Genomic DNA, 19,595 nt, shown 5'->3' on the forward strand with positions numbered 1-19,595 from the left:
CAGCGCTTTACAGAACCCTTGAGGATTTTAAGAAATGGCAAAGTCAAAGTTTGAACGTAATAAACCGCACGTCAACGTCGGCACTATTGGTCACGTCGACCATGGCAAAACCACGCTGACAGCTGCTATCGCTACATCGTGCGCTAAGCTTTATGGCGGCGACGCTAAAGGCTACGACCAAATCGATTCGAGCCCTGAAGAAAAGGCTCGTGGTATTACGATTAATACATCGCACGTTGAATACGACAGCCCGATTCGCCACTACGCGCACGTCGACTGCCCAGGTCACGCTGACTATGTGAAAAACATGATCACCGGTGCTGCTCAAATGGACGGCGCTATCCTCGTGATCGCGGCAACTGACGGCCCTATGGCGCAAACACGTGAGCACATCCTGCTATCACGTCAAGTTGGCGTTCCATACATCGTTGTGTTCTTGAACAAATGCGACCTCGTCGATGACGAAGAGCTGCTGGAATTGGTGGAAATGGAAGTTCGCGAACTTCTAACCATGTACAAATTCCCAGGCGATGACACGCCAGTCATCCGTGGTTCAGCGCTGCAAGCATTGAACGGCGAAACAACCGAGTTCGGCATGCCTGCGATTGCTAAACTAGTTGAAACACTGGATAGCTATATCCCAGAGCCACTACGTGCAATCGACAAGCCATTCCTGATGCCTATCGAAGACGTATTCTCCATCTCTGGTCGCGGTACTGTTGTGACTGGTCGTGTTGAGCGTGGCATCGTTAAAGTCGGCGAAGAAATCGAAATCGTTGGTTTGAAAGACACTGTTAAAACGACCTGTACTGGCGTTGAAATGTTCCGCAAATTGCTCGACGAAGGTCGTGCAGGCGAGAACTGCGGCGTGTTGCTGCGTGGTACTAAGCGTGAAGACGTGCAGCGTGGTCAGGTTCTGGCTAAGCCAGGCACGATCAAGCCACACACCCAGTTTGAATCGGAAATCTATGTGCTGAGCAAAGAAGAAGGTGGTCGTCACACGCCATTCTTCAAAGGCTACCGCCCACAGTTCTACTTCCGTACAACAGACGTGACAGGCGCTATTGAGTTGGCCGAAGGCGTAGAGATGGTTATGCCTGGCGACAACATCAACGTGAACGTCACGCTGATCGCACCAATTGCTATGGAAGAAGGCTTGCGCTTCGCCATCCGTGAAGGCGGTCGTACCGTCGGCGCTGGTGTTGTTGCTAAAATCTTCGCCTAAGCGGTGATTCAAAGCCTCGAGCGGCATTTGCTCTCGAGGCTTTTAGGGCAGGCAGCAAATCGTTATTAGTATCTGTAGGAAATTCGCAAATAGTACTTGCGGCAGAACCCGTCAGCTATTAATATACGCCACCCCAGAAAGTTGGGGTGTACATCCGGAGCATAGTTTCCGGCCTGGTTTGTGAGAAGTCTTCTATTAGTTAGCAAGCTAGTAGTGGGCTAGTTCTTTTTTGCTTTGGAGTTGCTGGAATGGCTAACCAGAGAATCCGCATCCGCCTGAAGGCGTTCGATCATCGTCTGATCGACCAATCGGCGCTCGAGATTGTGGAAACCGCGAAACGTACAGGGGCGCAAGTTTGTGGCCCTATCCCGATGCCAACGCGCATCGAGCGTTTCAACGTACTGACCTCGCCGCACGTCAATAAAGACGCGCGCGATCAGTATGAAATTCGCACCCATAAGCGCTTGGTTGACATTGTTCAGCCAACAGACAAAACAGTCGATGCGCTAATGAAATTGGACCTCGCCGCTGGCGTAGATGTTCAAATCAGCTTGGGTTGATCGTTCAGCAGAAGGTCTCCTCTGAGACAGTGTGCCAAAGAGGTCTGAATAAATGGCTATTGGATTAGTCGGTCGTAAATGCGGGATGACGCGCGTATTCACAGAAGCAGGTGTTTCAATTCCTGTAACTGTGATCGAAGTCGATCCAAACCGTATTACGCAAATCAAATCGCTCGAAAGCGATGGTTACCAAGCAGTGCAAGTAACTACAGGCGAGCGTCGTGCTTCCCGTGTTACGAAGCCAATGGCTGGTCACTTCGCTAAAGCTAATGTGGCAGCTGGTCGTGGCGTGTGGGAATTCCGCATCGCTGGCGATGAAGCCGCTGAGTTGGCTGTTGGTGGTGAATTAGCCGTGACCATGTTTACTCCTGGTCAGGTGGTTGATGTCACTGGTACATCTAAGGGCAAGGGTTTCCAGGGCGGTGTTAAGCGCTGGAACTTCAGCATGCAAGATGCCACGCACGGTAACTCCGTGTCGCACCGTGCGCACGGCTCCACCGGTCAGAACCAAAGCCCAGGTAAGGTTTTCAAGGGCAAGAAGATGGCTGGTCATATGGGTGCCGAGCGCGTCACAGTTCAAGGTCTGGAAGTGGTATCGATTGATCTCGAGCGCAACGTGCTCGTTATTAAAGGTGCTGTGCCGGGCGCAACCGGTAATGACGTCATCGTACGTCCGACCGTGAAGGCCTGAGGAGAATAACGTGAACCTCAAGACTGTATCCGGGTCCGCCGTTGAGCTCTCCGAAGTTGCTTTCGGTAAAGAATTCAACGAAGCCCTAGTGCACCAGGTTGTTGTTGCATACATGGCTGGTGCTCGTCAGGGCACTAAGGCGCAGAAATCGCGTGCCGAAGTCAGTGGCGGCGGCAAAAAGCCATTTAAACAAAAAGGTTCGGGTCGCGCCCGTGCTGGTTCAATTCGCAGCCCCATTTGGCGTGGCGGCGGAAAGAGCTTTGCAGCACGTCCGCAAGACTGGGATCAAAAAGTAAACCGTAAGATGTATCGCGGTGCTATGCAGTGCATCTTGGCTGAACTCGTTCGCCAAGACCGCTTAGTGCTTGTGGATGACTTCACGGTTTCTGCACCGAAAACTAAAGAACTGATGACTAAGCTGCAAAGCTTAGGTCTGACGAACGCGCTGATCATCACTGATGCTGTTGACGAGAACTTGTATCTCGCGGCACGTAACATCCCGCATATCGATGTGATCGATACAACGGCTGTTGATCCGGTGAGCTTGATTGGCTACGAAAAGGTACTGATGTCTGTGCCTGCAGCCAAGAAACTTGAGGTGGAATTGGGATGAGCCAGGAACGTCTGTTGCAAGTATTGCTTGCGCCGCATGTGTCCGAGAAAGCCACGATGGTAGCTGATAAGCACCGTCAAGTGGTTTTTAAGGTGAGTCGCGACGCCAACAAGCTAGAAATCAAGAAGGCCGTTGAAGATCTGCTCAACGTTAAAGTTGATGCGGTTAACACTGTGCTGGTCAAGGGCAAAAGCAAACGCTTTGGTCGCTCCCAGGGCCGTCGCCAAGACTTCAAAAAGGCTTACGTCTCGTTGAAGGAAGGCTTTGACATCGACTTTAATGCCATTGGCACAGTCGAATAAGGGCCGGGAGAACTGACATGGCAATTGTAAAATGCAAACCGACCTCGCCAGGCCGTCGTTTCGTTGAGAAGGTGGTTCATAAGCACCTTCACAAAGGTCGCCCACACGCGCCTTTGGTCGAATCACAGTCGCGCACTGGTGGTCGTAACAATAATGGCCGCATCACCATGCGTCACATTGGTGGTGGTCACAAGCAGTTATATCGAGTGATCGATTTCAAGCGCGGCAAAGATGGCATTCCAGCCACCGTTGAGCGTATTGAATACGACCCTAACCGTACCGCTCACATCGCATTGTTGAAATATGCTGATGGCGACCGTCGTTACATGATCGCGCTGAAAAATCAGCAAGTTGGCGATCAAGTAATGTCGGGTGACGCAGCGCCGATCAAGGTGGGTAACGTGTTGCCATTGCGCAATATGCCACTAGGTTCGACGATTTGCTGCATCGAACTGAAGCCTGGTAAAGGTGCTCAGTTGGTTCGTTCGGCAGGTACTTCGGCTCAGTTGCTCGGTCGTGATGGTAGCTACGCTATCGTGCGCTTACGCTCAGGCGAAATGCGTAAAATTCACGTCGACTGCCGCGCTGCATTCGGTGAAATATCCAACAGCGAGCATAGCTTGCGTTCGTTGGGTAAAGCCGGTGCTAGCCGCTGGCGTGGTGTTCGTCCGACAGTTCGTGGTATGGCCATGAACCCGGTTGATCACCCGCATGGTGGTGGTGAAGGTCGTAACAAGGGCATGCAGCCGGTGTCGCCATGGGGCACGCCGTCCAAGGGTTATAAAACCCGTAATAATAAGCGTACTAGCGGCATGATTGTCCGCGACCGTCGCGTCAAGTAATGGGTAGAGGAGTCTTATTGTGCCTCGTTCACTGAAAAAGGGTCCGTTCGTTGATACCCATCTGTTTGTTAAGGTGGAAGCAGCGGCGGCAGCCAACTCGAAAAAGCCTATCAAGACCTGGTCGCGTCGCTCGATGATTCTGCCGGAAATGGTTGGCTTAACGATTGCTGTTCATAACGGCAAACAACACGTGCCTGTGTTCATCACTGAACACATGGTTGGTCATAAACTTGGCGAATTCGCGCCGACTCGTACCTATCGCGGTCACGTTGTCGACAAGAAATCGAAGCGTTAAGGAGAGCATGATGGAAGCTACCGCAAAATTGCGTGGCGCGCCGATCTCGGCTCAAAAGGCTCGCCTTGTCGCCGATCAAGTTCGCGGCTTGTCCGTTGAGCTGGCCCTCAATACGCTGAATTTCAGCGATAAGAAGGCCGCAGGCTTCGTTAAAAAAGTGCTCGAATCAGCAATAGCTAATGCCGAGCACAACCAGGGGGCGGATGTGGACGAACTACGCGTCGCCACTATCTTTGTAGATGAGGGTGTAACGCTTAAGCGTATCCTGCCACGCGCTAAAGGCCGTGCGGATCGTATTAGCAAGCGCACATGCCACATCTCCGTCATCGTGGCTGAAGGCAAGTAAGGGGCTGAAGAAATGGGTCAGAAAGTTCATCCAATCGGTATCCGCTTAGGTGTTATTAAAAAACATAACGCCAACTGGTATGCCAGCCCGAAGCAATACGCTGAGTTCTTACTCGCTGACTTGCAAGTGCGTGAGTTTTTAAATGTGCGTCTAAAAGCCGCTTCAGTGAGCAAGATTCTCATTGAGCGTCCTTCTGAAAACGCACGCATTACGATTTCGACAGCTCGCCCTGGCGTGCTGATTGGCAAGAAGGGTGAAGACGTCGAACGTCTACGCCGTGAAGTCGCCAAATTGATGAAGATGCCGGTACAGATCAACATCGACGAAATTCGTAAGCCAGACTTAGATGCCAAGCTCGTTGCTGAAGGTATTGCCTCGCAACTCGAGCGTCGTGTGATGTTCCGTCGTGCTATGAAGCGCGCGGTACAGAACTCCATGCGTGCTGGCGCTAAAGGGATCAAGGTTGAAGTGTCGGGCCGTTTAGGTGGAGCAGAAATTGCTCGTACCGAATGGTACCGCGAAGGCCGTGTGCCGCTTCACACTCTGCGCGCTGACATCGATTATTCGATCGTGCGTGCTGAAACCACCTACGGCTGTATCGGCGTTAAAGTGTGGATTTTCAAGGGTGAAATCCTGGGTGGTATGGATCAGGCCTATGCGCCAGCTCCTGCCGAGGAAGCCCGTCCCGCTAAAAAGCGCGGCCCGAAGAACTAAGGGGTTGAGAGATGTTACAGCCTAAAAGAACTAAGTTCCGCAAGATGCACAAAGGCCGCAACACTGGCCTGGCGCTTCGTGGCAGCACAGTTGCATTTGGTACGATTGCATTGAAATCTGTTGAGCGTGGTCGTATCACTGCTCGTCAAATTGAAGCGGCTCGTCGTGCTATTTCGCGTCGTGTGAAGCGTGGCGGCAAAATTTTCATCCGCGTTTTCCCGGACAAGCCCATCACCAAGAAGCCTTTGGAAGTTCGTATGGGTAAAGGTAAGGGTAGCGTGGAGTATTGGGTGGCTGAAATTCAGCCAGGTAAGATTCTTTATGAGATGGAAGGCGTCCCTGACGACTTGGCTCGTGAAGCGTTTACCCTGGCTGCCGCCAAGCTGCCTCTCAAGACCACCATTGTTACTCGGACGGTGATGTAATGAACGGCAAAGATTTACGTGAAAAGAGCGTTGAGGACTTGAACAAAGAGCTCAGCAATTTACAGCGTCAGCAGTTTACGCTGCGTATGGCTCAGGCGACCGGTCAGCTGGCTCAAAACCACAAGATCGATGTGGTTCGCAAGGACATCGCCCGTGTAAAGACCATCCTGACAGAAAAGGAAGGTAACTGACCATGACGGAACAGTCCAAAACTCAACGTATCGTCGTTGGCAAAGTAGTCAGCAACAAGATGGATAAGTCCATCACTGTGCTGATTGAGCGTAAGGTTAAGCACCCGCTGTATGGTAAATACATCACGCGCTCAACTAAAATGCATGCCCATGATGAACAAAACATTTGCCAAGAAGGTGATGTGGTCTCCATTCAGGAGTGCCGCCCACTGTCCAAGTTGAAAAACTGGGTCTTGGTGGAAGTACTAGAGAAAGCCAAAGCTTAAGCAGTTTGGCTTGCGACTTTGTGTCGCATCAGTTAGGATTTCGCGCCCCGCATAGAGGGGCTCCCTTTTTGTAGGGTTTGGAGAGAGTAATGATTCAGACCGAAACGATGCTCGAGGTCGCTGACAACAGCGGTGCTCGTCGTGTCATGTGTATCAAGGTTCTCGGTGGTTCACACCGCCGTTATGCCTCGGTCGGTGATGTCATCAAGGTTACTGTTAAGGAAGCAATTCCTCGCGGTAAGGTCAAGAAAGGCGACGTCATGAACGCCGTGGTTGTGCGTACCAAAAAAGGTATTCGCCGCCCAGACGGTTCCGTGATTCGCTTTGATGACAATGCTGCCGTGATCTTGAACAACAACAAGTCCCCGATCGGCACCCGTATCTTCGGGCCGGTGACCCGTGAATTGCGTAATGAGCAGTTCATGAAGATCATCTCGCTCGCCCCTGAAGTGCTGTGAGGTAGACAGAGATGGCAAAGATTAAGCGTGACGACGAAGTGGTCGTGATTGCAGGTAAAGATAAAGGCAAGCGCGGCAAGGTGCTAAACGTTGCCGAAGGTCGTGTATTGGTAGCCGGTGTAAACCTGGTGAAGAAACACGTTAAGCCGAATCCGAACCGTGGCGAACAAGGTGGTATTTTAGAGCGCGAAGCCGCTTTGAATATTTCCAACATTGCCCTTTTCAATCAGGCCACAAATAAAGCAGACCGCGTTGGTTATAAGATTTTAGAAGACGGCAAAAAAGTCCGTATTTTCAAATCGACCGGCGAAGTCGCTGACACTAAGTAAGGTAGGTTGGTTTAAATGGCCAGACTGAAAGCTGTATTTAAAAATGAGATTTCGCCCAAGCTGCAAGAAGAGCTGGGTCTCAAGAACGTGATGCAGATTCCACGCATCACAAAGATTACTCTGAATATGGGAGTGGGCGGTGCCAGCCAAGACAAGAAGCTTGTCGATGGCGCCGTGGCCGATATGCAGTTGATTTCTGGCCAAAAACCCGTTGTCACTCTCACTCGCAAATCCATCGCAGGCTTTAAAATCCGTGATGGCTGGCCAATTGGCTGCAAAGTAACTTTGCGCGGCGACATGATGTATGAATTTTTAGATCGTCTGATTGGCATCACGATTCCTCGTATTCGTGACTTCCGCGGGTTCAGCCCGAAATCATTCGATGGTCGTGGCAACTATAGCCTTGGCCTAAAAGAGCAAATCGTTTTCACAGAAATCGATTACGACAAAATCGATCGCCTGCGTGGCATGGACGTGGTTATCACGACTACTGCGCGTACCGACGAAGAAGGTCGCGCATTGCTGCGAGCTTTCCAGTTCCCGTTTAAGTGAGGCTGAGACATGGCTAAGAAGAGCATGAAGAATCGCGAATTAAAGCGCGAAAAACTAGTTGCCAAGTTCTCAACGCTTCGTCAGGAACTGAAGGCAACGATTTCGAGTGTTAGCGCCAGTGAAGAAGATCGTTGGTCTGCCATTCTGCGCCTACAAGGCTTGCCACGTGATTCGAGCCCAAGCCGTCTGCGTAATCGCTGCGGTTTAACGGGTCGTCCACACGGCTATTTCCGTAAGTTTGGCCTGTCGCGTATTAAATTACGTGAAGCCGTGATGCGTGGCGATGTGCCAGGCGTCGTTAAGGCTAGCTGGTAAGAGGGTTACAGAATGAGTATGCAAGATACCGTTGCGGATATGCTAACGCGCATTCGTAATGCCCAACGTGCCGGTAAGCCAACAGTTGGTATGCCGTCATCGAAGCTAAAAGTTTCGCTAGCCAACGTTTTGCAAAGCGAAGGTTATGTCGCTGGCTCAGAAGTAAGTGAAGGTCCAAAGCCTGTACTTACGTTGACTTTGAAGTATTTCGAAGGCAAGCCAGTAATCGAAGAAATTAAGCGTATTAGCCGTCCAGGCCTTCGTATTTACAAAGGTTCGAACCAGTTAACACGCGTCAAGCAGGGCTTAGGTGTTCTGCTTGTGTCGACTAACAAGGGCATCATGACTGATCGTGCCGCACGCGCCGCTGGCGTGGGTGGCGAAGTCATCGCGCTCGTGTCGTAAGAGGAAGCGAAGATGTCTCGTGTTGCCAAATCCCCGATTACTCTGCCAGCTGGCGTTGAAGTAATCATTAAGGGCCAAGACGTTCAAGTTAAGGGTGGCAAAGGCGTTTTGAGCATTATGCTCAATGACTTAGTCGCTGTTTCGCAAGAAGGTAGTGAGTTGAAGTTTTCGCCACGCGAAGACACACAAGCTGGCTGGATGCAAACAGGTACGGCTCGCGCTGTTCTTAACAACTATGTAATCGGTGTGTCCGCAGGCTTCGAGCGCAAATTGCAGCTCATTGGTGTGGGTTACAAAGCCGCTGCTAAAGGCAAAACGCTAAACTTAGCGCTTGGCTTCTCGCACCCGGTTGACTACGAATTGCCAGAAGGTGTTACCGCGGAAACGCCAACACCGACTGAGATTATTCTGAAGTCAGTCGACAAGCAGCTCCTCGGTCAGGTTGCCGCCAACGTGCGTGGCTACCGTCCGCCAGAGCCTTACAAGGGCAAAGGTGTTCGTTACTCAGACGAGAATGTTCTGCGTAAAGAAGCCAAGAAGAAGTAACGAGGTAGAGACTCACCATGAACGACAAGAAAGTTGCTCGTCAGCGTCGTGCTCGCAGCACACGCATCAAGATTCGCGAACAAGGTGCTGTTCGTCTCTGCGTGAATCGTACGCCACGTCATATGTATGCCCAGATTATTTCGGCAGACGGTGGTTCGATTCTGGCTCAGGCTTCCACCCTGGACGCATCACTGCGCGATGGCGGAACAGGCAATATCGATGCAGCCAAGAAAGTTGGCGCATTGGTTGCTGAACGTGCCAAAGCGGCAGGTGTCACCCGCGTAGCGTTTGATCGCTCCGGCTTTAAGTATCACGGTCGCGTGCAAGCATTAGCAGATGCTGCGCGTGAAGCCGGTCTGGAATTCTAAGGGTTGAATCATGGCTAAGCTTGAACAAAACGAAGGTTTCGTCGAGAAGCTGGTTGAGGTCAACCGGGTTTCTAAGACCGTCAAAGGCGGTAAAATTTTTGCTTTCACAGCACTAACTGTTGTTGGTGATGGTAATGGTCGTGTGGGCTTCGGTCGCGGTAAAGCGCGTGAAGTTCCTGCTGCCATTCAAAAAGCACTGGAAGCTGCTCGACGCAATATGATCCAAGTGGATTTGAATGGCACAACCATTCAGCACCCCATTAATGGTCGTCATGGTGCAACCCGCGTGTATATGCAGCCTGCCTCTGAAGGTACGGGTGTTATCGCTGGTGGCGCAATGCGTGCAGTTCTGGAAGTTGCTGGTGTGCAAAACGTGTTGGCAAAGTGCTACGGCTCTACGAATGCTAACAACGTGGTTCACGCCACTTTCAATGGCCTGTCTGAGATGACATCGCCGGATCAAGTTGCTGCAAAGCGCGGCTTGACGGTTGAAGAAATCCTGGGGTAATGCGATGAGCACCATTAAAGTCACACAAGTGCGCTCCGGCGCACACAAGCTCAAGAACCACAAGCTTTGCTTGCAGGGTCTTGGTCTTCGCCGCATAGGTCACACGGTGGAAGTTATTGATACGCCGTCAAACCGCGGCATGATCAACAAGGTTCATTACCTTGTGAAGATTGAGGGTTAATCATGCATTTAAATGATCTGAGTCCTGCTCCAGGCTCAACCCATGCTCCTAAGCGCCGTGGCCGTGGTATTGGCTCAGGCTTAGGTAAAACTGGTGGTGTTGGTGTTAAAGGCCAAAAATCACGCGGTAAAGGCAAGGTACGTGCAGGCTTCGAAGGCGGTCAAATGCCTTTGTATCGTCGTCTGCCAAAATTCGGTTTCACATCACTAAAGCAACAAGTAACTGCTGAAGTGCGTTTGTCTGAAATTGGCTTGGTTGATGGTGATGAAGTTACTTTGGCTAGCTTAATCACTGCCAACGTTGTGCGTAACGACATGACACGTGCTCGTGTAATTTTGTCTGGTGAAGTGGCTCGCGCCCTCACAGTCAAAGGCCTGAAAGTGACTAAAGGCGCTCGTGCTGCTATTGAAGCAGCCGGCGGCACAGTAGAGGAATAAGCCGAATGGCGAAGCAAGGCGGACAACAAGCACGTGAGATGTTACAAAGCCCAGGTATGCAAAAAGGCATGTCTGAGCTGTGGCGCCGTATCGGCTTTTTGTTGTTGGCCTTGCTGGTTTTTCGCCTCGGTGCTCACATTCCGGTTCCGGGTATTAACCCGAGCCGGTTAGCTGAGCTATTTGATCAAAATAAAGACACTATCCTGAGCTTGTTTAACATGTTCTCGGGTGGTGCTTTAGAGCGCATGTCTATCCTCGCACTCGGCATCATGCCGTATATTTCTGCGTCGATTATCATGCAGCTTGCCGCGACGATTATCCCGTCGTTGGAAGCGTTAAAGAAAGAGGGTGAGGCTGGTCGTAGGCAGATCACTCAGTACACTCGCTATGGCACGGTTTTTCTGGCGCTAATTCAATCGATTGGCATGTCAGCTGGTTTGGTTTCACAAGGCATAACATTGAATGATGGCATGGCATTTTTTGTGCCTGCAGTAGTTAGCTTGGTTGCCGGGTCTGTATTTTTGATGTGGCTTGGCGAACAGATTACTGAGCGCGGTGTTGGTAACGGTATTTCAATGCTGATTTTCGCCGGCATTGTGGCTGGTATGCCTGGCGCCGTAGGCATGGCTTTAGAGTCAGCTCGCCAAGGTGAGATTGGTATTCTGGCGTTGCTAGTGATTACTGTTCTAGCCATTGCTGTCGTTGCTGCTGTTGTGTTCATGGAGCGCGGCCAGCGTCGCATTACAGTGCAGTACGCGCAGCGCCAACAGGGTCGCAGAGTATTTGCAGCGCAGCAAAGTCACTTGCCATTAAAGATAAACATGGCTGGCGTTATTCCTGCGATTTTTGCTAGCTCGTTATTGTTGTTCCCGGCCAGTATCGGTCAATGGTTTGCACAGTCGCCTAACCCAACGACCTTCCAGCGTATCTTGCAGGAAATGTCTTTGCTGTTAGCGCCGGCACAGCCGCTGTACTTACTACTGTTTGCCGTACTAATTATTTTCTTCTGCTACTTCTACACGGCCTTAGTTTTCAACCCGCGTGATGTAGCAGATAACCTGAAGAAATCTGGTGCTTATATTCCAGGTATTCGTCCAGGTGAGCAAACCAGCCGTTATATCGACACCGTATTGGGTCGCTTAACACTGGTTGGGTCGCTTTACATGACAGCTGTATGTCTGTTGCCGATGATTTTACAGGTATCATTCAATGTGCCGTTTTATCTCGGTGGTACCTCGTTGTTGATTGTCGTGGTTGTGGTGATGGACTTTATGTCTCAAGTTCAATCCCATCTCATGTCGCAGCAGTATGAGTCATTGATGAAGAAGGCTAACTTGAAAGGCTTCGGTCCTGCTGGTCAAATTCGTTAATTCTCGCGTTTAGTAATTTTGTTGGAGTAGGTGGACCATGAAAGTTCAAGCCTCAGTAAAAAAGATTTGTGGCAACTGTAAAATTGTTCGTCGCAATGGAAGCCTTCGTGTGATCTGCAGCGCTGAACCGCGCCACAAACAACGTCAAGGTTAATCTCAGCAAACGGTTGCATTCGGCCAGTTGAGTCGTTAGACTCTCGCGCCTTGCGCTTGGTCCGAATCATCGGTCTGATACGAAAAGAAGTGGAGTAAAGGTCAATGGCTCGTATTGCCGGCGTCAACATTCCTGATAACAAGCATGCGGTCATTTCATTGACCTACATTTTTGGTATCGGTCGCACTACCTCGGTGAAGATTCTTTCTGCCGTAGGCATCGCACCGGAAACTAAGATCAAAGATCTTACCGATGCGCAGCTCGATTTAGTTCGGGCACAAGTAGCTACACACGCAACTGAGGGTGACCTCCGTCGCGAAGTGTCCATGAACATTAAGCGTCTCATGGATTTAGGTTGCTATCGTGGTATGCGTCATCGTCGTGGCCTTCCGGTCCGCGGTCAGCGTACTAAAACGAATGCTCGTACCCGTAAGGGCCCGCGCAAAGCACTTAAAAAGTAATTTTTATTCATTCTGCCGAACTCGGAAGCTAAAAGATGGCGAAAGATAACTCGCGCGCACGTAAGAAGGTGACCCGTCAGGTCTCTGACGGCATCGCGCACATTCATGCGTCTTTTAATAACACCATTGTGATGATTACCGATCGTCAAGGTAACGCACTGGCCTGGGCCACCTCTGGTGGTCAGGGCTTCCGCGGTTCCCGCAAGTCCACCCCATTTGCCGCACAGGTTGCCGCAGAAGTTGCTGGTAAAGCAGCTGCTGAATACGGTTTGAAAAATCTGGATGTGCAAGTGAAGGGTCCGGGCCCGGGCCGCGAATCCGCCGTGCGCGCTTTGAACGCAGCTGGTTATAAGATCAATAGCATTTCAGATGTGACACCCATCCCGCACAACGGATGCCGTCCTTCTAAAAAGCGTCGCGTGTAAGAGGAGACTGGGAATATGGCTCGTTATATTGGCCCAAAATGTAAGCTCTCCCGTCGCGAAGGAACCGATCTTCAACTGAAGAGCGGCGTTCGTGCACTGGACACCAAATGCAAAGCTGATCAAGCACCAGGCCAGCATGGCGCATCCCGCAAGGGTCGCATGTCGGAGTACGGTACTCAGCATCGTGAAAAAATGAAAGTTCGCCGTATTTACGGTGTGCTTGAGCGTCAATTCAGCAACTACTACAAAGAAGCTGCTCGTCTTCGTGGTTCAACTGGTGAAAACCTGTTGCTTTTGCTTGAGTCGCGTTTAGATAACGTTGTGTATCGCATGGGTTTCGGTGCTACTCGCTCCGAATCACGTCAGCTGGTTAGCCACCGCGCAATCTTGGTAAATGGCGTTCGCGTCAACGTTGCCTCGATTCAGGTAGCTCCTGGTGATGTCATCACTGTTCACGAGAAAGCGAAAGGCCAAGTGCGCGTTAAAAACGCTTTGGAATTAGCTGCTCAACGTGGTGTTCCAGTATGGCTTCAGGTGGATAACACCAAGCTCGAAGGTACATTTAAGACACGTCCGGAACGTTCCGACTTGTCCTCTGAAATCAACGAAAACTTGATCGTTGAACTGTACTCCAAGTAATCGCTTGATTTGAGGGTGTCATCCATGTCACAGGTTAATGAGTTTCTGACGCCGCGCAGCATCGCTGTGCAGGCAGTCAGCGCTACCCGCGCCAAGGTCACCCTGGAGCCGCTTGAACGCGGTTTCGGTCATACGCTGGGTAATGCTTTGCGTCGCATTTTGCTATCTTCCATGCCCGGTGCGGCAGTGGTCGATGTTGAAATCGAAGGCGTTGAGCATGAGTACAGCGCCATTGAAGGTGTTCAGGAAGATGTCATCGAAATCCTGCTCAACCTGAAAGGCTTGGCACTAAAATTGTTTGAACAGCAAGAAGCCATTTTAGCGATTGATGCTAAAGGTCCTTGCGTTGTAACTGCTGCCGATTTGTCGTTGCCACATAACTGCGAAGTGGTTAACCCTTCGCATGTTATTGCAACCTTGGGCGCTAACGCGCACTTGAAAATGAAGCTGCGTGTTGCACGCGGTCGCGGCTATGAGCCCGCAGACGGTCGTTACGAAGAAGATGAAACGCGTCCAATTGGCCGTTTACTTTTAGATGCTTCGTTTAGCCCGATTCTACGTGTTGCTTATGTCGTTGAAAGTGCGCGTGTTGAACAGCGTACTGACTTGGACAAGCTGGTTATTGACTTGGAAACAAACGGTACCATTGATGCTGAAGAAGCGATTCGTCGCGCAGCAACAGTGTTACAACAGCAAATCGCCGTCTTCGTTGATTTGGAAGCAGATAGCCCATCCGTGGCTCCGCTACCAGGCAACGATGTTGATCCGATCTTGTTGCGTCCAGTTGATGACCTAGAGTTAACCGTTCGTTCGGCTAACTGCTTGAAAGCTGAAAATATTTACTACATCGGTGATCTGGTTCAGCGCACTGAAGTAGAACTGTTGAAGACGCCGAACTTAGGCAAGAAATCATTGACTGAAATCAAAGATGTCTTGGCTTCCAAAGGCTTGTCTTTGGGGATGCGCTTGGAGAACTGGCCACCAGCTAGCCTGCGCAATGACGACCGTTTGAATTTTCGCGGCCGTTAATCGGCAACTGAATTAGTGTAGGAAGACTGCCATGCGTCATCGTAATAGTAATGTAAAACTCGGCCGTACCAGCGCACACCGTAATGCTATGTTCCAAAACATGGCTGTGTCGCTGTTTGAGCATGAGCTGATTCGCACAACCTTGCCTAAAGCAAAAGAACTGCGTCGCGTGGCAGAGCCTCTGATCACGCTGGCCAAAAATGACACAGTGGCTAATCGCCGCTTGGCATTTGCCCGCACTCGCTCGAAGCAAATGGTTGGCAAATTGTTCACCGTTCTTGGTCCACGTTATAAAGAGCGTAACGGTGGTTATTTGCGTGTATTGAAAGCTGGCAACCGTCCAGGCGACAACGCACCAATGGCCTATGTTGAGCTCGTTGATCGTGCTATCGCAGGTCCAGCGACTGATGCTGAATAAGCATTAAGTTTTGGATGTGTGATTCAAAAAAGCCAGCTAACGCTGGCTTTTTTGTGTCTGAGAATTGCCATTAAAACTACTGCTGGCTTATAAGCTCAGCAGTGGCTTCAAAAAGCGTCCTGTATGCGATGCGGAGTTATTGGCGACATCCTCTGGCGTGCCCTCGGCAATGATCATGCCACCACCGTCGCCACCCTCAGGGCCAAGATCTAAAACCCAGTCAGCAGTTTTAATGACATCTAGATTGTGCTCAATCACAACGACGGTGTTGCCGGCATCGCGCAGGCGATGCAAGACGCCAAGTAGCTGTTCTATATCGTAAAAATGCAGGCCGGTAGTGGGCTCATCAAGAATGTACAGTGTGCGTCCAGTGTCACGCTTAGATAACTCCCGCGCTAACTTCACCCGCTGAGCTTCGCCGCCAGATAGTGTGGTCGCGGCTTGGCCAAGCGTGATGTAAGAGAGTCCGACATCAATCAGTGTCTGTAGCTTTCGTGCTAGCGCTGGGATGGCGTCGAAGAACTCGCGCGCGACCTCTACCGTCATGCCTAAGACTTCGGTAATGGTTTTATTTTTGTAGCGGACATCTAGTGTTTCGCGGTTATACCGCAGGCCTTTGCAGGTATCGCAGGATACATAGACATCCGGTAGAAAATGCATTTCGACCTTAATGACACCATCACCTTGGCAGGCCTCGCAGCGCCCACCCTTGACGTTAAATGAGAATCGACCGGGGCCATAGCCGCGTGAGCGAGCTTCCTGTGTGCCGGCAAATAGCTCACGAATCGGCGTGAACAGGCCGGTATACGTCGCTGGATTAGAGCGCGGAGTTCTGCCAATAGGGCTTTGATCGATATCGACGACTTTGTCGAGCAGCTCTATGCCTTCAATCGCATCATGTTCCGCTGGGTTTCGTTCGCCAGCACCGTTGAGTTTGGTAGCAGCAATTGGAAATAGTGTGCCGTTGATCAACGTTGATTTGCCAGATCCGGACACGCCTGTGATGCAAGTCATAAGACCGAGTGGAATGGCGGCAGTTACGTTTTTTAGGTTATTGCCACGCGCACCTACGATGCGGAGCTGTGCTTGAGCATCCGGTGTGTGACGCTTAGCGGGTATTTCGATGCGACGGCGACCAGATAAGTAGTCGCCAGTCACCGACTCGGTGCAGTTGATGATGTCGTCGACGTTGCCGCTGGCGATGATTTGCCCGCCATGTGCACCTGCGCCTGGGCCAATATCAATTACAAAGTCGGCCGCACGAATGGCGTCTTCGTCATGCTCAACCACTAATACGCTATTACCGAGGTCACGAAGATGGATAAGCGTGCTAAGTAGGCGCTCGTTGTCTCGCTGATGCAGACCAATCGATGGCTCATCGAGCACATACATGACGCCGACTAAGCCTGCACCGATCTGTGACGCTAAGCGAATGCGCTGAGCTTCACCGCCAGACAGCGTATCGGCCGAGCGATTAAGGCTTAAGTAGTCTAGGCCGACATTGACCAAGAATTGCAGGCGGTCGCGAATTTCTTTAAGTATCTTCTCGGCGATTTGGCCTTTTGCACCCGGCAATTTCAGATCGTGAAAATAGGCATTGGCTTTGGCGATAGGCAGGCGCGAAACCATTGGCAAGTTAGTTTCGCCAACAAAGACATGCCGAGACTCTAGGCGCAGTCGTGAGCCTTCGCAGTCGCTACAGGATGCTGAATTAAGGAACTGGGACAGGTCTTCGCGGACGCTTGCAGAGTCGGTTTCGCGATAGCGTCGTTCAAGGTTAGTGAGAATGCCTTCAAAGGGGTGGGCGCGTTGTACTTGCCGACCACGATCGCCAAGGTATGTGAAGTTAATGTCTTCTTTGTCTGAGCCACTTAATAGTGATTTTTTAATCTTCGCGTTGAGCTCTTCCCACGGCGTATCGAGACTGAACTGATAATGCTCAGCAAGTGATTCGAGCATGGCGTAATAATAAAAATTGCGCCTATCCCAACCGCGAATAGCACCTTGCGATAGAGAAAGCTCAGGGTGCGCAATCAAGCGACGCTCATCGAAGTATTGCTTAACGCCAAGGCCATCGCAGCTTTGGCAGGCGCCGGCTGGGTTGTTGAATGAAAATAGGCGCGGCTCTAACTCGGCAATGGCGTAGCCACAATGAGCACAACTAAAGCGTGCAGAGAACACCATCTCAGCGCCGTCTTCGTTCATCGGCACAACCCAGGCGACACCATCAGCAATGCGCAGGGCGGTCTCGAACGATTCTGCCAGCCGTAACTGCAGATCGGCTCGCACTTTAAAGCGGTCAACCACGACTTCAATATTGTGCTTTTTCTGTTTATCTAGCGCTGGAGCTTCATCAAGATCGACAACGATGCCGTTGATGCGAGCGCGAACAAAACCTTCAGCACGGAGCTTATCAAAGACATGCAAGTGCTCGCCTTTACGCTCACGCACGATCGGCGCTAAGAGCATGAGCGCAGTGCCTTCAGGTATCTCAAGCACGTGATCAACCATTTGGCTGACCGTTTGTGCTGCTAGCTCAACATTATGCTCTGGGCAGCGTGGCGTGCCTGCGCGGGCAAATAATAGGCGCAGGTAGTCGTGAATCTCGGTAATGGTGCCGACCGTTGAGCGAGGATTGTGTGACGTTGATTTTTGCTCGATCGAAATGGCCGGCGATAAGCCTTCGATATGATCAACGTCGGGCTTCTCCATGAGCGATAAAAATTGCCGTGCATAGGCCGAAAGTGACTCGACATAGCGACGCTGGCCCTCAGCGTAAAGCGTATCGAAAGCGAGTGAAGATTTGCCTGAGCCAGACAGCCCTGTGATGACGACGAATTTATCGCGAGGGATGTCGACATCAATATTTTTCAGGTTGTGCGTACGTGCGCCACGTACCTTAATGCTATTCATGCTGAAGCCTAGAAAAAATCAATGTTCCAGTATACGCAAAAGCGGCGCCCATCCGCAGGCTAATGCGCTAGATCAAATGCTAGACAAGATAAAAATCCAGCACTGTGCCGCGAGCAAGTCAGTGCTAGAATCATGCCCCCAGATTTTCGTTGTCAGACCAATATGTCCGCAATGACCACCGGTGAGCGTCACGCCGTATTCTCACTAGCCACGATTTTCTCACTGCGCATGGTCGGTCTTTTCATGATCTTGCCGGTGTTTTCGGTATATGGCGCCTCGCTAGATGGCGCAACACCACTATTGATAGGTCTTGCTGTCGGTAGTTACGGGCTAGCACAGCTGATGCTGCAAATTCCCTTCGGTTTATGGGCTGACCGTTTCGACCGAAAAAAGCTCATCCTCATCGGCTTATTACTGTTTGTCATTGGCGGCGCTGTGGCGGCGCAAGCGACGAGTATTTGGTGGGTCATTATTGGCCGATTTTTGCAAGGCGCAGGCGCAATTTCAGCTGTAGTGATGGCGCTACTGTCGGACTTGGTGCGTGATGAGCATCGTACGCGCGCGATGGCGGTAGTGGGCATGAGTATTGGTATTTCCTTCGCCATTGCCTTTGTATTAGGGCCTTGGGTAGCCGATATTTTTGGCTTGTCTGGGCTGTTTTGGGTAACCACTATCATGGGTGTTGCCGCCATGCTGCTCTGTGTTTGGCGGGTGCCGCGTGCTCGTCAAGCCCAGCGCCAGCTGCCGCCACACTACATGACGCATTTGCGTGAAATGCTCGCAGTACCTGAGTTGCGTCGATTAAATATAGGTATTTTTACACTGCACTTGGTGATGACTGCTTGCTTTGTGTCGTTGCCACCATTACTAGTTGCGGCGGGATTGCCCGTGAGTCAGCACGGCTGGCTGTATTTGCCGGTGATGTTGATTGCTTTTATTGCGCTGATCCCTGCGGTGATTATTGCTGAGAAAAAGCACCGCATGCGGGAGGTTTATTTGAGTGCCGTGGTGCTGTTATTTGTCGCCATGATTGCCTTGGCATTTGCACATAAAGGACTGGTTGCTCTCATTATTTCGGTGGCGCTATTTTTCTTCGCATTTAATCTGCTTGAAGCACTACTTCCGTCGTTGGTGAGCAAAATCAGCCCCGCTGGCGGCAAAGGTACGGCGATGGGTATTTACAGTACATCGCAGTTTTTAGGTGCATTTTTGGGTGGCGTTACCGGCGGAGCGTTGCATCAATGGCAGCAGGGCGGCGGACTATTCTTAGTACTGGCAGTCGCGACGATGTTTTGGCTATGGCGTGCCTACTCCATGGCACAGCCAGCCTATTTGCATAGCGTAATACTGCAGCCAGAGGGTGAGGGTCGTGGCCAGGTTGGCGAGGCAAGTCCAGGTATAGGGCAGTTACTGAGCGAACAAGCATTGTCGGATATTCGTGCGCTTGCTGGCGTAGAGGAGCTTGTCGTGCTTCCCGATGATGCGCTGATTTATTTGAAAGTTGATAAGCTGCACTGGCAGCCAGAATCGCTGACGCCATGGCCAGTAAGAATAATTGCCACATAAGGTGGCGAAGCCTAGGTCACTGGTCTACATTAGTTTTAACAAAATAGCGTT

Annotated in this window: 31 protein-coding genes; 30 read left to right on the forward strand and 1 reads right to left on the reverse strand. The window is 51.1% G+C overall.

Annotated elements, in window-relative coordinates; all coding sequences use genetic code 11:
* Positions 1-34 precede the first annotated feature (34 nt).
* The 29 genes from tuf to rplQ all read left to right on the forward strand — a co-directional run bounded on the left by tuf (position 35) and on the right by rplQ (position 15,065).
* Entirely contained in the window at positions 35-1,225 is a 1,191-nt protein-coding gene (gene tuf / locus AC3DKE_RS06515; RefSeq protein ID WP_340675025.1) for an elongation factor Tu, read from the forward strand.
* 248 nt (positions 1,226-1,473) lie between these two features.
* Positions 1,474-1,785 carry a 30S ribosomal protein S10 gene (gene rpsJ, locus AC3DKE_RS06520; RefSeq protein WP_340675024.1) on the forward strand — a complete coding sequence of 104 codons (312 nt, stop codon included), beginning with the start codon at positions 1,474-1,476 and terminating at the stop codon, positions 1,783-1,785.
* A gap of 52 nt (positions 1,786-1,837) precedes the next feature.
* Positions 1,838-2,476, forward strand: coding sequence for a 50S ribosomal protein L3 (gene rplC / locus AC3DKE_RS06525; RefSeq protein WP_340675023.1), 639 nt, complete (start codon positions 1,838-1,840; stop codon positions 2,474-2,476).
* 10 nt (positions 2,477-2,486) lie between these two features.
* A complete protein-coding gene (gene rplD / locus AC3DKE_RS06530; RefSeq protein WP_340675022.1) occupies positions 2,487-3,089 on the forward strand; it encodes a 50S ribosomal protein L4 in 603 nt (200 codons plus the stop codon).
* Positions 3,086-3,391 (forward strand): 50S ribosomal protein L23, encoded by a 306-nt coding sequence (rplW, locus tag AC3DKE_RS06535; protein ID WP_340675021.1) that lies wholly within the window; start codon positions 3,086-3,088, stop codon positions 3,389-3,391. Before rplD ends, rplW begins: the two co-directional genes overlap by 4 nt.
* Positions 3,392-3,408: 17 nt before the next feature.
* Positions 3,409-4,233: a 50S ribosomal protein L2 gene (rplB, locus tag AC3DKE_RS06540; RefSeq protein ID WP_340675020.1), complete on the forward strand. Its 825-nt coding sequence runs from the start codon at positions 3,409-3,411 to the stop codon at positions 4,231-4,233.
* A 19-nt stretch (positions 4,234-4,252) separates the two neighbouring features.
* On the forward strand, positions 4,253-4,528 hold the full coding sequence (gene rpsS / locus AC3DKE_RS06545; RefSeq protein ID WP_340675019.1) for a 30S ribosomal protein S19: 276 nt from the start codon (positions 4,253-4,255) through the stop codon (positions 4,526-4,528).
* A 10-nt stretch (positions 4,529-4,538) separates the two neighbouring features.
* Entirely contained in the window at positions 4,539-4,874 is a 336-nt protein-coding gene (gene rplV, locus AC3DKE_RS06550) for a 50S ribosomal protein L22 (RefSeq protein WP_340675018.1), read from the forward strand.
* A 12-nt stretch (positions 4,875-4,886) separates the two neighbouring features.
* Positions 4,887-5,588, forward strand: coding sequence for a 30S ribosomal protein S3 (gene rpsC / locus AC3DKE_RS06555; RefSeq protein WP_340675017.1), 702 nt, complete (start codon positions 4,887-4,889; stop codon positions 5,586-5,588).
* An 11-nt stretch (positions 5,589-5,599) separates the two neighbouring features.
* Entirely contained in the window at positions 5,600-6,013 is a 414-nt protein-coding gene (gene rplP / locus AC3DKE_RS06560) for a 50S ribosomal protein L16 (protein ID WP_340675016.1), read from the forward strand.
* Positions 6,013-6,204, forward strand: a complete 192-nt coding sequence (gene rpmC, locus AC3DKE_RS06565; RefSeq protein ID WP_340675015.1) for a 50S ribosomal protein L29 — start codon at positions 6,013-6,015, stop codon at positions 6,202-6,204. Before rplP ends, rpmC begins: the two co-directional genes overlap by 1 nt.
* A gap of 2 nt (positions 6,205-6,206) precedes the next feature.
* Positions 6,207-6,470 carry a 30S ribosomal protein S17 gene (gene rpsQ, locus AC3DKE_RS06570; RefSeq protein ID WP_340675014.1) on the forward strand — a complete coding sequence of 88 codons (264 nt, stop codon included), beginning with the start codon at positions 6,207-6,209 and terminating at the stop codon, positions 6,468-6,470.
* Positions 6,471-6,559: 89 nt separating this feature from the next.
* Positions 6,560-6,928: a 50S ribosomal protein L14 gene (gene rplN, locus AC3DKE_RS06575; RefSeq protein ID WP_340675013.1), complete on the forward strand. Its 369-nt coding sequence runs from the start codon at positions 6,560-6,562 to the stop codon at positions 6,926-6,928.
* An 11-nt stretch (positions 6,929-6,939) separates the two neighbouring features.
* Positions 6,940-7,257, forward strand: coding sequence for a 50S ribosomal protein L24 (rplX, locus tag AC3DKE_RS06580; protein WP_340675012.1), 318 nt, complete (start codon positions 6,940-6,942; stop codon positions 7,255-7,257).
* A 15-nt stretch (positions 7,258-7,272) separates the two neighbouring features.
* Positions 7,273-7,809, forward strand: coding sequence for a 50S ribosomal protein L5 (gene rplE, locus AC3DKE_RS06585; protein ID WP_340675011.1), 537 nt, complete (start codon positions 7,273-7,275; stop codon positions 7,807-7,809).
* 9 nt (positions 7,810-7,818) lie between these two features.
* A complete protein-coding gene (gene rpsN, locus AC3DKE_RS06590) occupies positions 7,819-8,124 on the forward strand; it encodes a 30S ribosomal protein S14 (protein WP_340675010.1) in 306 nt (101 codons plus the stop codon).
* A gap of 12 nt (positions 8,125-8,136) precedes the next feature.
* Complete coding sequence (gene rpsH, locus AC3DKE_RS06595) at positions 8,137-8,529, forward strand: 30S ribosomal protein S8 (protein WP_340675009.1); 393 nt, start codon at positions 8,137-8,139, stop codon at positions 8,527-8,529.
* Positions 8,530-8,541: 12 nt separating this feature from the next.
* Positions 8,542-9,075: a 50S ribosomal protein L6 gene (gene rplF / locus AC3DKE_RS06600; protein ID WP_340675008.1), complete on the forward strand. Its 534-nt coding sequence runs from the start codon at positions 8,542-8,544 to the stop codon at positions 9,073-9,075.
* Between the two features lie 17 nt (positions 9,076-9,092).
* The gene (rplR, locus tag AC3DKE_RS06605) at positions 9,093-9,443 is read left to right on the forward strand and encodes a 50S ribosomal protein L18 (RefSeq protein ID WP_340675007.1); all 351 of its coding nucleotides are present in this window, start codon (positions 9,093-9,095) and stop codon (positions 9,441-9,443) included.
* A 10-nt stretch (positions 9,444-9,453) separates the two neighbouring features.
* Positions 9,454-9,951 carry a 30S ribosomal protein S5 gene (gene rpsE, locus AC3DKE_RS06610; RefSeq protein WP_340675006.1) on the forward strand — a complete coding sequence of 166 codons (498 nt, stop codon included), beginning with the start codon at positions 9,454-9,456 and terminating at the stop codon, positions 9,949-9,951.
* 4 nt (positions 9,952-9,955) lie between these two features.
* On the forward strand, positions 9,956-10,132 hold the full coding sequence (gene rpmD, locus AC3DKE_RS06615; protein ID WP_340675005.1) for a 50S ribosomal protein L30: 177 nt from the start codon (positions 9,956-9,958) through the stop codon (positions 10,130-10,132).
* Positions 10,133-10,134: 2 nt separating this feature from the next.
* Positions 10,135-10,569 carry a 50S ribosomal protein L15 gene (gene rplO, locus AC3DKE_RS06620; protein ID WP_379072259.1) on the forward strand — a complete coding sequence of 145 codons (435 nt, stop codon included), beginning with the start codon at positions 10,135-10,137 and terminating at the stop codon, positions 10,567-10,569.
* 38 nt (positions 10,570-10,607) lie between these two features.
* Complete coding sequence (secY, locus tag AC3DKE_RS06625; RefSeq protein ID WP_340675026.1) at positions 10,608-11,939, forward strand: preprotein translocase subunit SecY; 1,332 nt, start codon at positions 10,608-10,610, stop codon at positions 11,937-11,939.
* Between the two features lie 37 nt (positions 11,940-11,976).
* On the forward strand, positions 11,977-12,093 hold the full coding sequence (gene rpmJ / locus AC3DKE_RS06630) for a 50S ribosomal protein L36 (RefSeq protein ID WP_082968850.1): 117 nt from the start codon (positions 11,977-11,979) through the stop codon (positions 12,091-12,093).
* Between the two features lie 104 nt (positions 12,094-12,197).
* Positions 12,198-12,554, forward strand: a complete 357-nt coding sequence (rpsM, locus tag AC3DKE_RS06635; RefSeq protein WP_340675003.1) for a 30S ribosomal protein S13 — start codon at positions 12,198-12,200, stop codon at positions 12,552-12,554.
* Positions 12,555-12,589: 35 nt separating this feature from the next.
* Positions 12,590-12,979, forward strand: coding sequence for a 30S ribosomal protein S11 (gene rpsK, locus AC3DKE_RS06640; protein WP_340675002.1), 390 nt, complete (start codon positions 12,590-12,592; stop codon positions 12,977-12,979).
* Between the two features lie 15 nt (positions 12,980-12,994).
* On the forward strand, positions 12,995-13,618 hold the full coding sequence (rpsD, locus tag AC3DKE_RS06645) for a 30S ribosomal protein S4 (protein ID WP_340675001.1): 624 nt from the start codon (positions 12,995-12,997) through the stop codon (positions 13,616-13,618).
* 24 nt (positions 13,619-13,642) lie between these two features.
* The gene (locus AC3DKE_RS06650) at positions 13,643-14,647 is read left to right on the forward strand and encodes a DNA-directed RNA polymerase subunit alpha (RefSeq protein WP_340675000.1); all 1,005 of its coding nucleotides are present in this window, start codon (positions 13,643-13,645) and stop codon (positions 14,645-14,647) included.
* A 31-nt stretch (positions 14,648-14,678) separates the two neighbouring features.
* On the forward strand, positions 14,679-15,065 hold the full coding sequence (rplQ, locus tag AC3DKE_RS06655) for a 50S ribosomal protein L17 (RefSeq protein WP_340674999.1): 387 nt from the start codon (positions 14,679-14,681) through the stop codon (positions 15,063-15,065).
* A gap of 87 nt (positions 15,066-15,152) precedes the next feature.
* Here rplQ and uvrA read toward each other — a convergent pair whose 3' ends face one another.
* Positions 15,153-17,978, reverse strand: a complete 2,826-nt coding sequence (gene uvrA, locus AC3DKE_RS06660) for an excinuclease ABC subunit UvrA (RefSeq protein ID WP_379072270.1) — start codon at positions 17,976-17,978, stop codon at positions 15,153-15,155.
* Between the two features lie 162 nt (positions 17,979-18,140).
* Between uvrA and AC3DKE_RS06665 the strand changes: the two genes are divergently transcribed.
* The gene (locus AC3DKE_RS06665; RefSeq protein WP_379072273.1) at positions 18,141-19,544 is read left to right on the forward strand and encodes an MFS transporter; all 1,404 of its coding nucleotides are present in this window, start codon (positions 18,141-18,143) and stop codon (positions 19,542-19,544) included.
* The last annotated feature ends 51 nt before the right edge of the window (positions 19,545-19,595 follow it).

Source organism: Paraperlucidibaca sp., from assembly GCF_982810325.1.

Coding starts and splice junctions, on each gene's coding strand:
- tuf (WP_340675025.1), top strand. CDS start 35: ATGGCAAAGTCAAAGTTTGAACGTAATAAACCGCACGTCAACGTCGGC.
- rpsJ (WP_340675024.1), top strand. CDS start 1,474: ATGGCTAACCAGAGAATCCGCATCCGCCTGAAGGCGTTCGATCATCGT.
- rplC (WP_340675023.1), top strand. CDS start 1,838: ATGGCTATTGGATTAGTCGGTCGTAAATGCGGGATGACGCGCGTATTC.
- rplW (WP_340675021.1), top strand. CDS start 3,086: ATGAGCCAGGAACGTCTGTTGCAAGTATTGCTTGCGCCGCATGTGTCC.
- rplB (WP_340675020.1), top strand. CDS start 3,409: ATGGCAATTGTAAAATGCAAACCGACCTCGCCAGGCCGTCGTTTCGTT.
- rplV (WP_340675018.1), top strand. CDS start 4,539: ATGGAAGCTACCGCAAAATTGCGTGGCGCGCCGATCTCGGCTCAAAAG.
- rpsC (WP_340675017.1), top strand. CDS start 4,887: ATGGGTCAGAAAGTTCATCCAATCGGTATCCGCTTAGGTGTTATTAAA.
- rplP (WP_340675016.1), top strand. CDS start 5,600: ATGTTACAGCCTAAAAGAACTAAGTTCCGCAAGATGCACAAAGGCCGC.
- rpmC (WP_340675015.1), top strand. CDS start 6,013: ATGAACGGCAAAGATTTACGTGAAAAGAGCGTTGAGGACTTGAACAAA.
- rpsQ (WP_340675014.1), top strand. CDS start 6,207: ATGACGGAACAGTCCAAAACTCAACGTATCGTCGTTGGCAAAGTAGTC.
- rplN (WP_340675013.1), top strand. CDS start 6,560: ATGATTCAGACCGAAACGATGCTCGAGGTCGCTGACAACAGCGGTGCT.
- rplX (WP_340675012.1), top strand. CDS start 6,940: ATGGCAAAGATTAAGCGTGACGACGAAGTGGTCGTGATTGCAGGTAAA.
- rplE (WP_340675011.1), top strand. CDS start 7,273: ATGGCCAGACTGAAAGCTGTATTTAAAAATGAGATTTCGCCCAAGCTG.
- rpsN (WP_340675010.1), top strand. CDS start 7,819: ATGGCTAAGAAGAGCATGAAGAATCGCGAATTAAAGCGCGAAAAACTA.
- rpsH (WP_340675009.1), top strand. CDS start 8,137: ATGAGTATGCAAGATACCGTTGCGGATATGCTAACGCGCATTCGTAAT.
- rplF (WP_340675008.1), top strand. CDS start 8,542: ATGTCTCGTGTTGCCAAATCCCCGATTACTCTGCCAGCTGGCGTTGAA.
- rplR (WP_340675007.1), top strand. CDS start 9,093: ATGAACGACAAGAAAGTTGCTCGTCAGCGTCGTGCTCGCAGCACACGC.
- rpsE (WP_340675006.1), top strand. CDS start 9,454: ATGGCTAAGCTTGAACAAAACGAAGGTTTCGTCGAGAAGCTGGTTGAG.
- rpmD (WP_340675005.1), top strand. CDS start 9,956: ATGAGCACCATTAAAGTCACACAAGTGCGCTCCGGCGCACACAAGCTC.
- rplO (WP_379072259.1), top strand. CDS start 10,135: ATGCATTTAAATGATCTGAGTCCTGCTCCAGGCTCAACCCATGCTCCT.
- secY (WP_340675026.1), top strand. CDS start 10,608: ATGTTACAAAGCCCAGGTATGCAAAAAGGCATGTCTGAGCTGTGGCGC.
- rpmJ (WP_082968850.1), top strand. CDS start 11,977: ATGAAAGTTCAAGCCTCAGTAAAAAAGATTTGTGGCAACTGTAAAATT.
- rpsM (WP_340675003.1), top strand. CDS start 12,198: ATGGCTCGTATTGCCGGCGTCAACATTCCTGATAACAAGCATGCGGTC.
- rpsK (WP_340675002.1), top strand. CDS start 12,590: ATGGCGAAAGATAACTCGCGCGCACGTAAGAAGGTGACCCGTCAGGTC.
- rpsD (WP_340675001.1), top strand. CDS start 12,995: ATGGCTCGTTATATTGGCCCAAAATGTAAGCTCTCCCGTCGCGAAGGA.
- AC3DKE_RS06650 (WP_340675000.1), top strand. CDS start 13,643: ATGTCACAGGTTAATGAGTTTCTGACGCCGCGCAGCATCGCTGTGCAG.
- rplQ (WP_340674999.1), top strand. CDS start 14,679: ATGCGTCATCGTAATAGTAATGTAAAACTCGGCCGTACCAGCGCACAC.
- uvrA (WP_379072270.1), bottom strand. CDS start 17,978: ATGAATAGCATTAAGGTACGTGGCGCACGTACGCACAACCTGAAAAAT.
- AC3DKE_RS06665 (WP_379072273.1), top strand. CDS start 18,141: ATGTCCGCAATGACCACCGGTGAGCGTCACGCCGTATTCTCACTAGCC.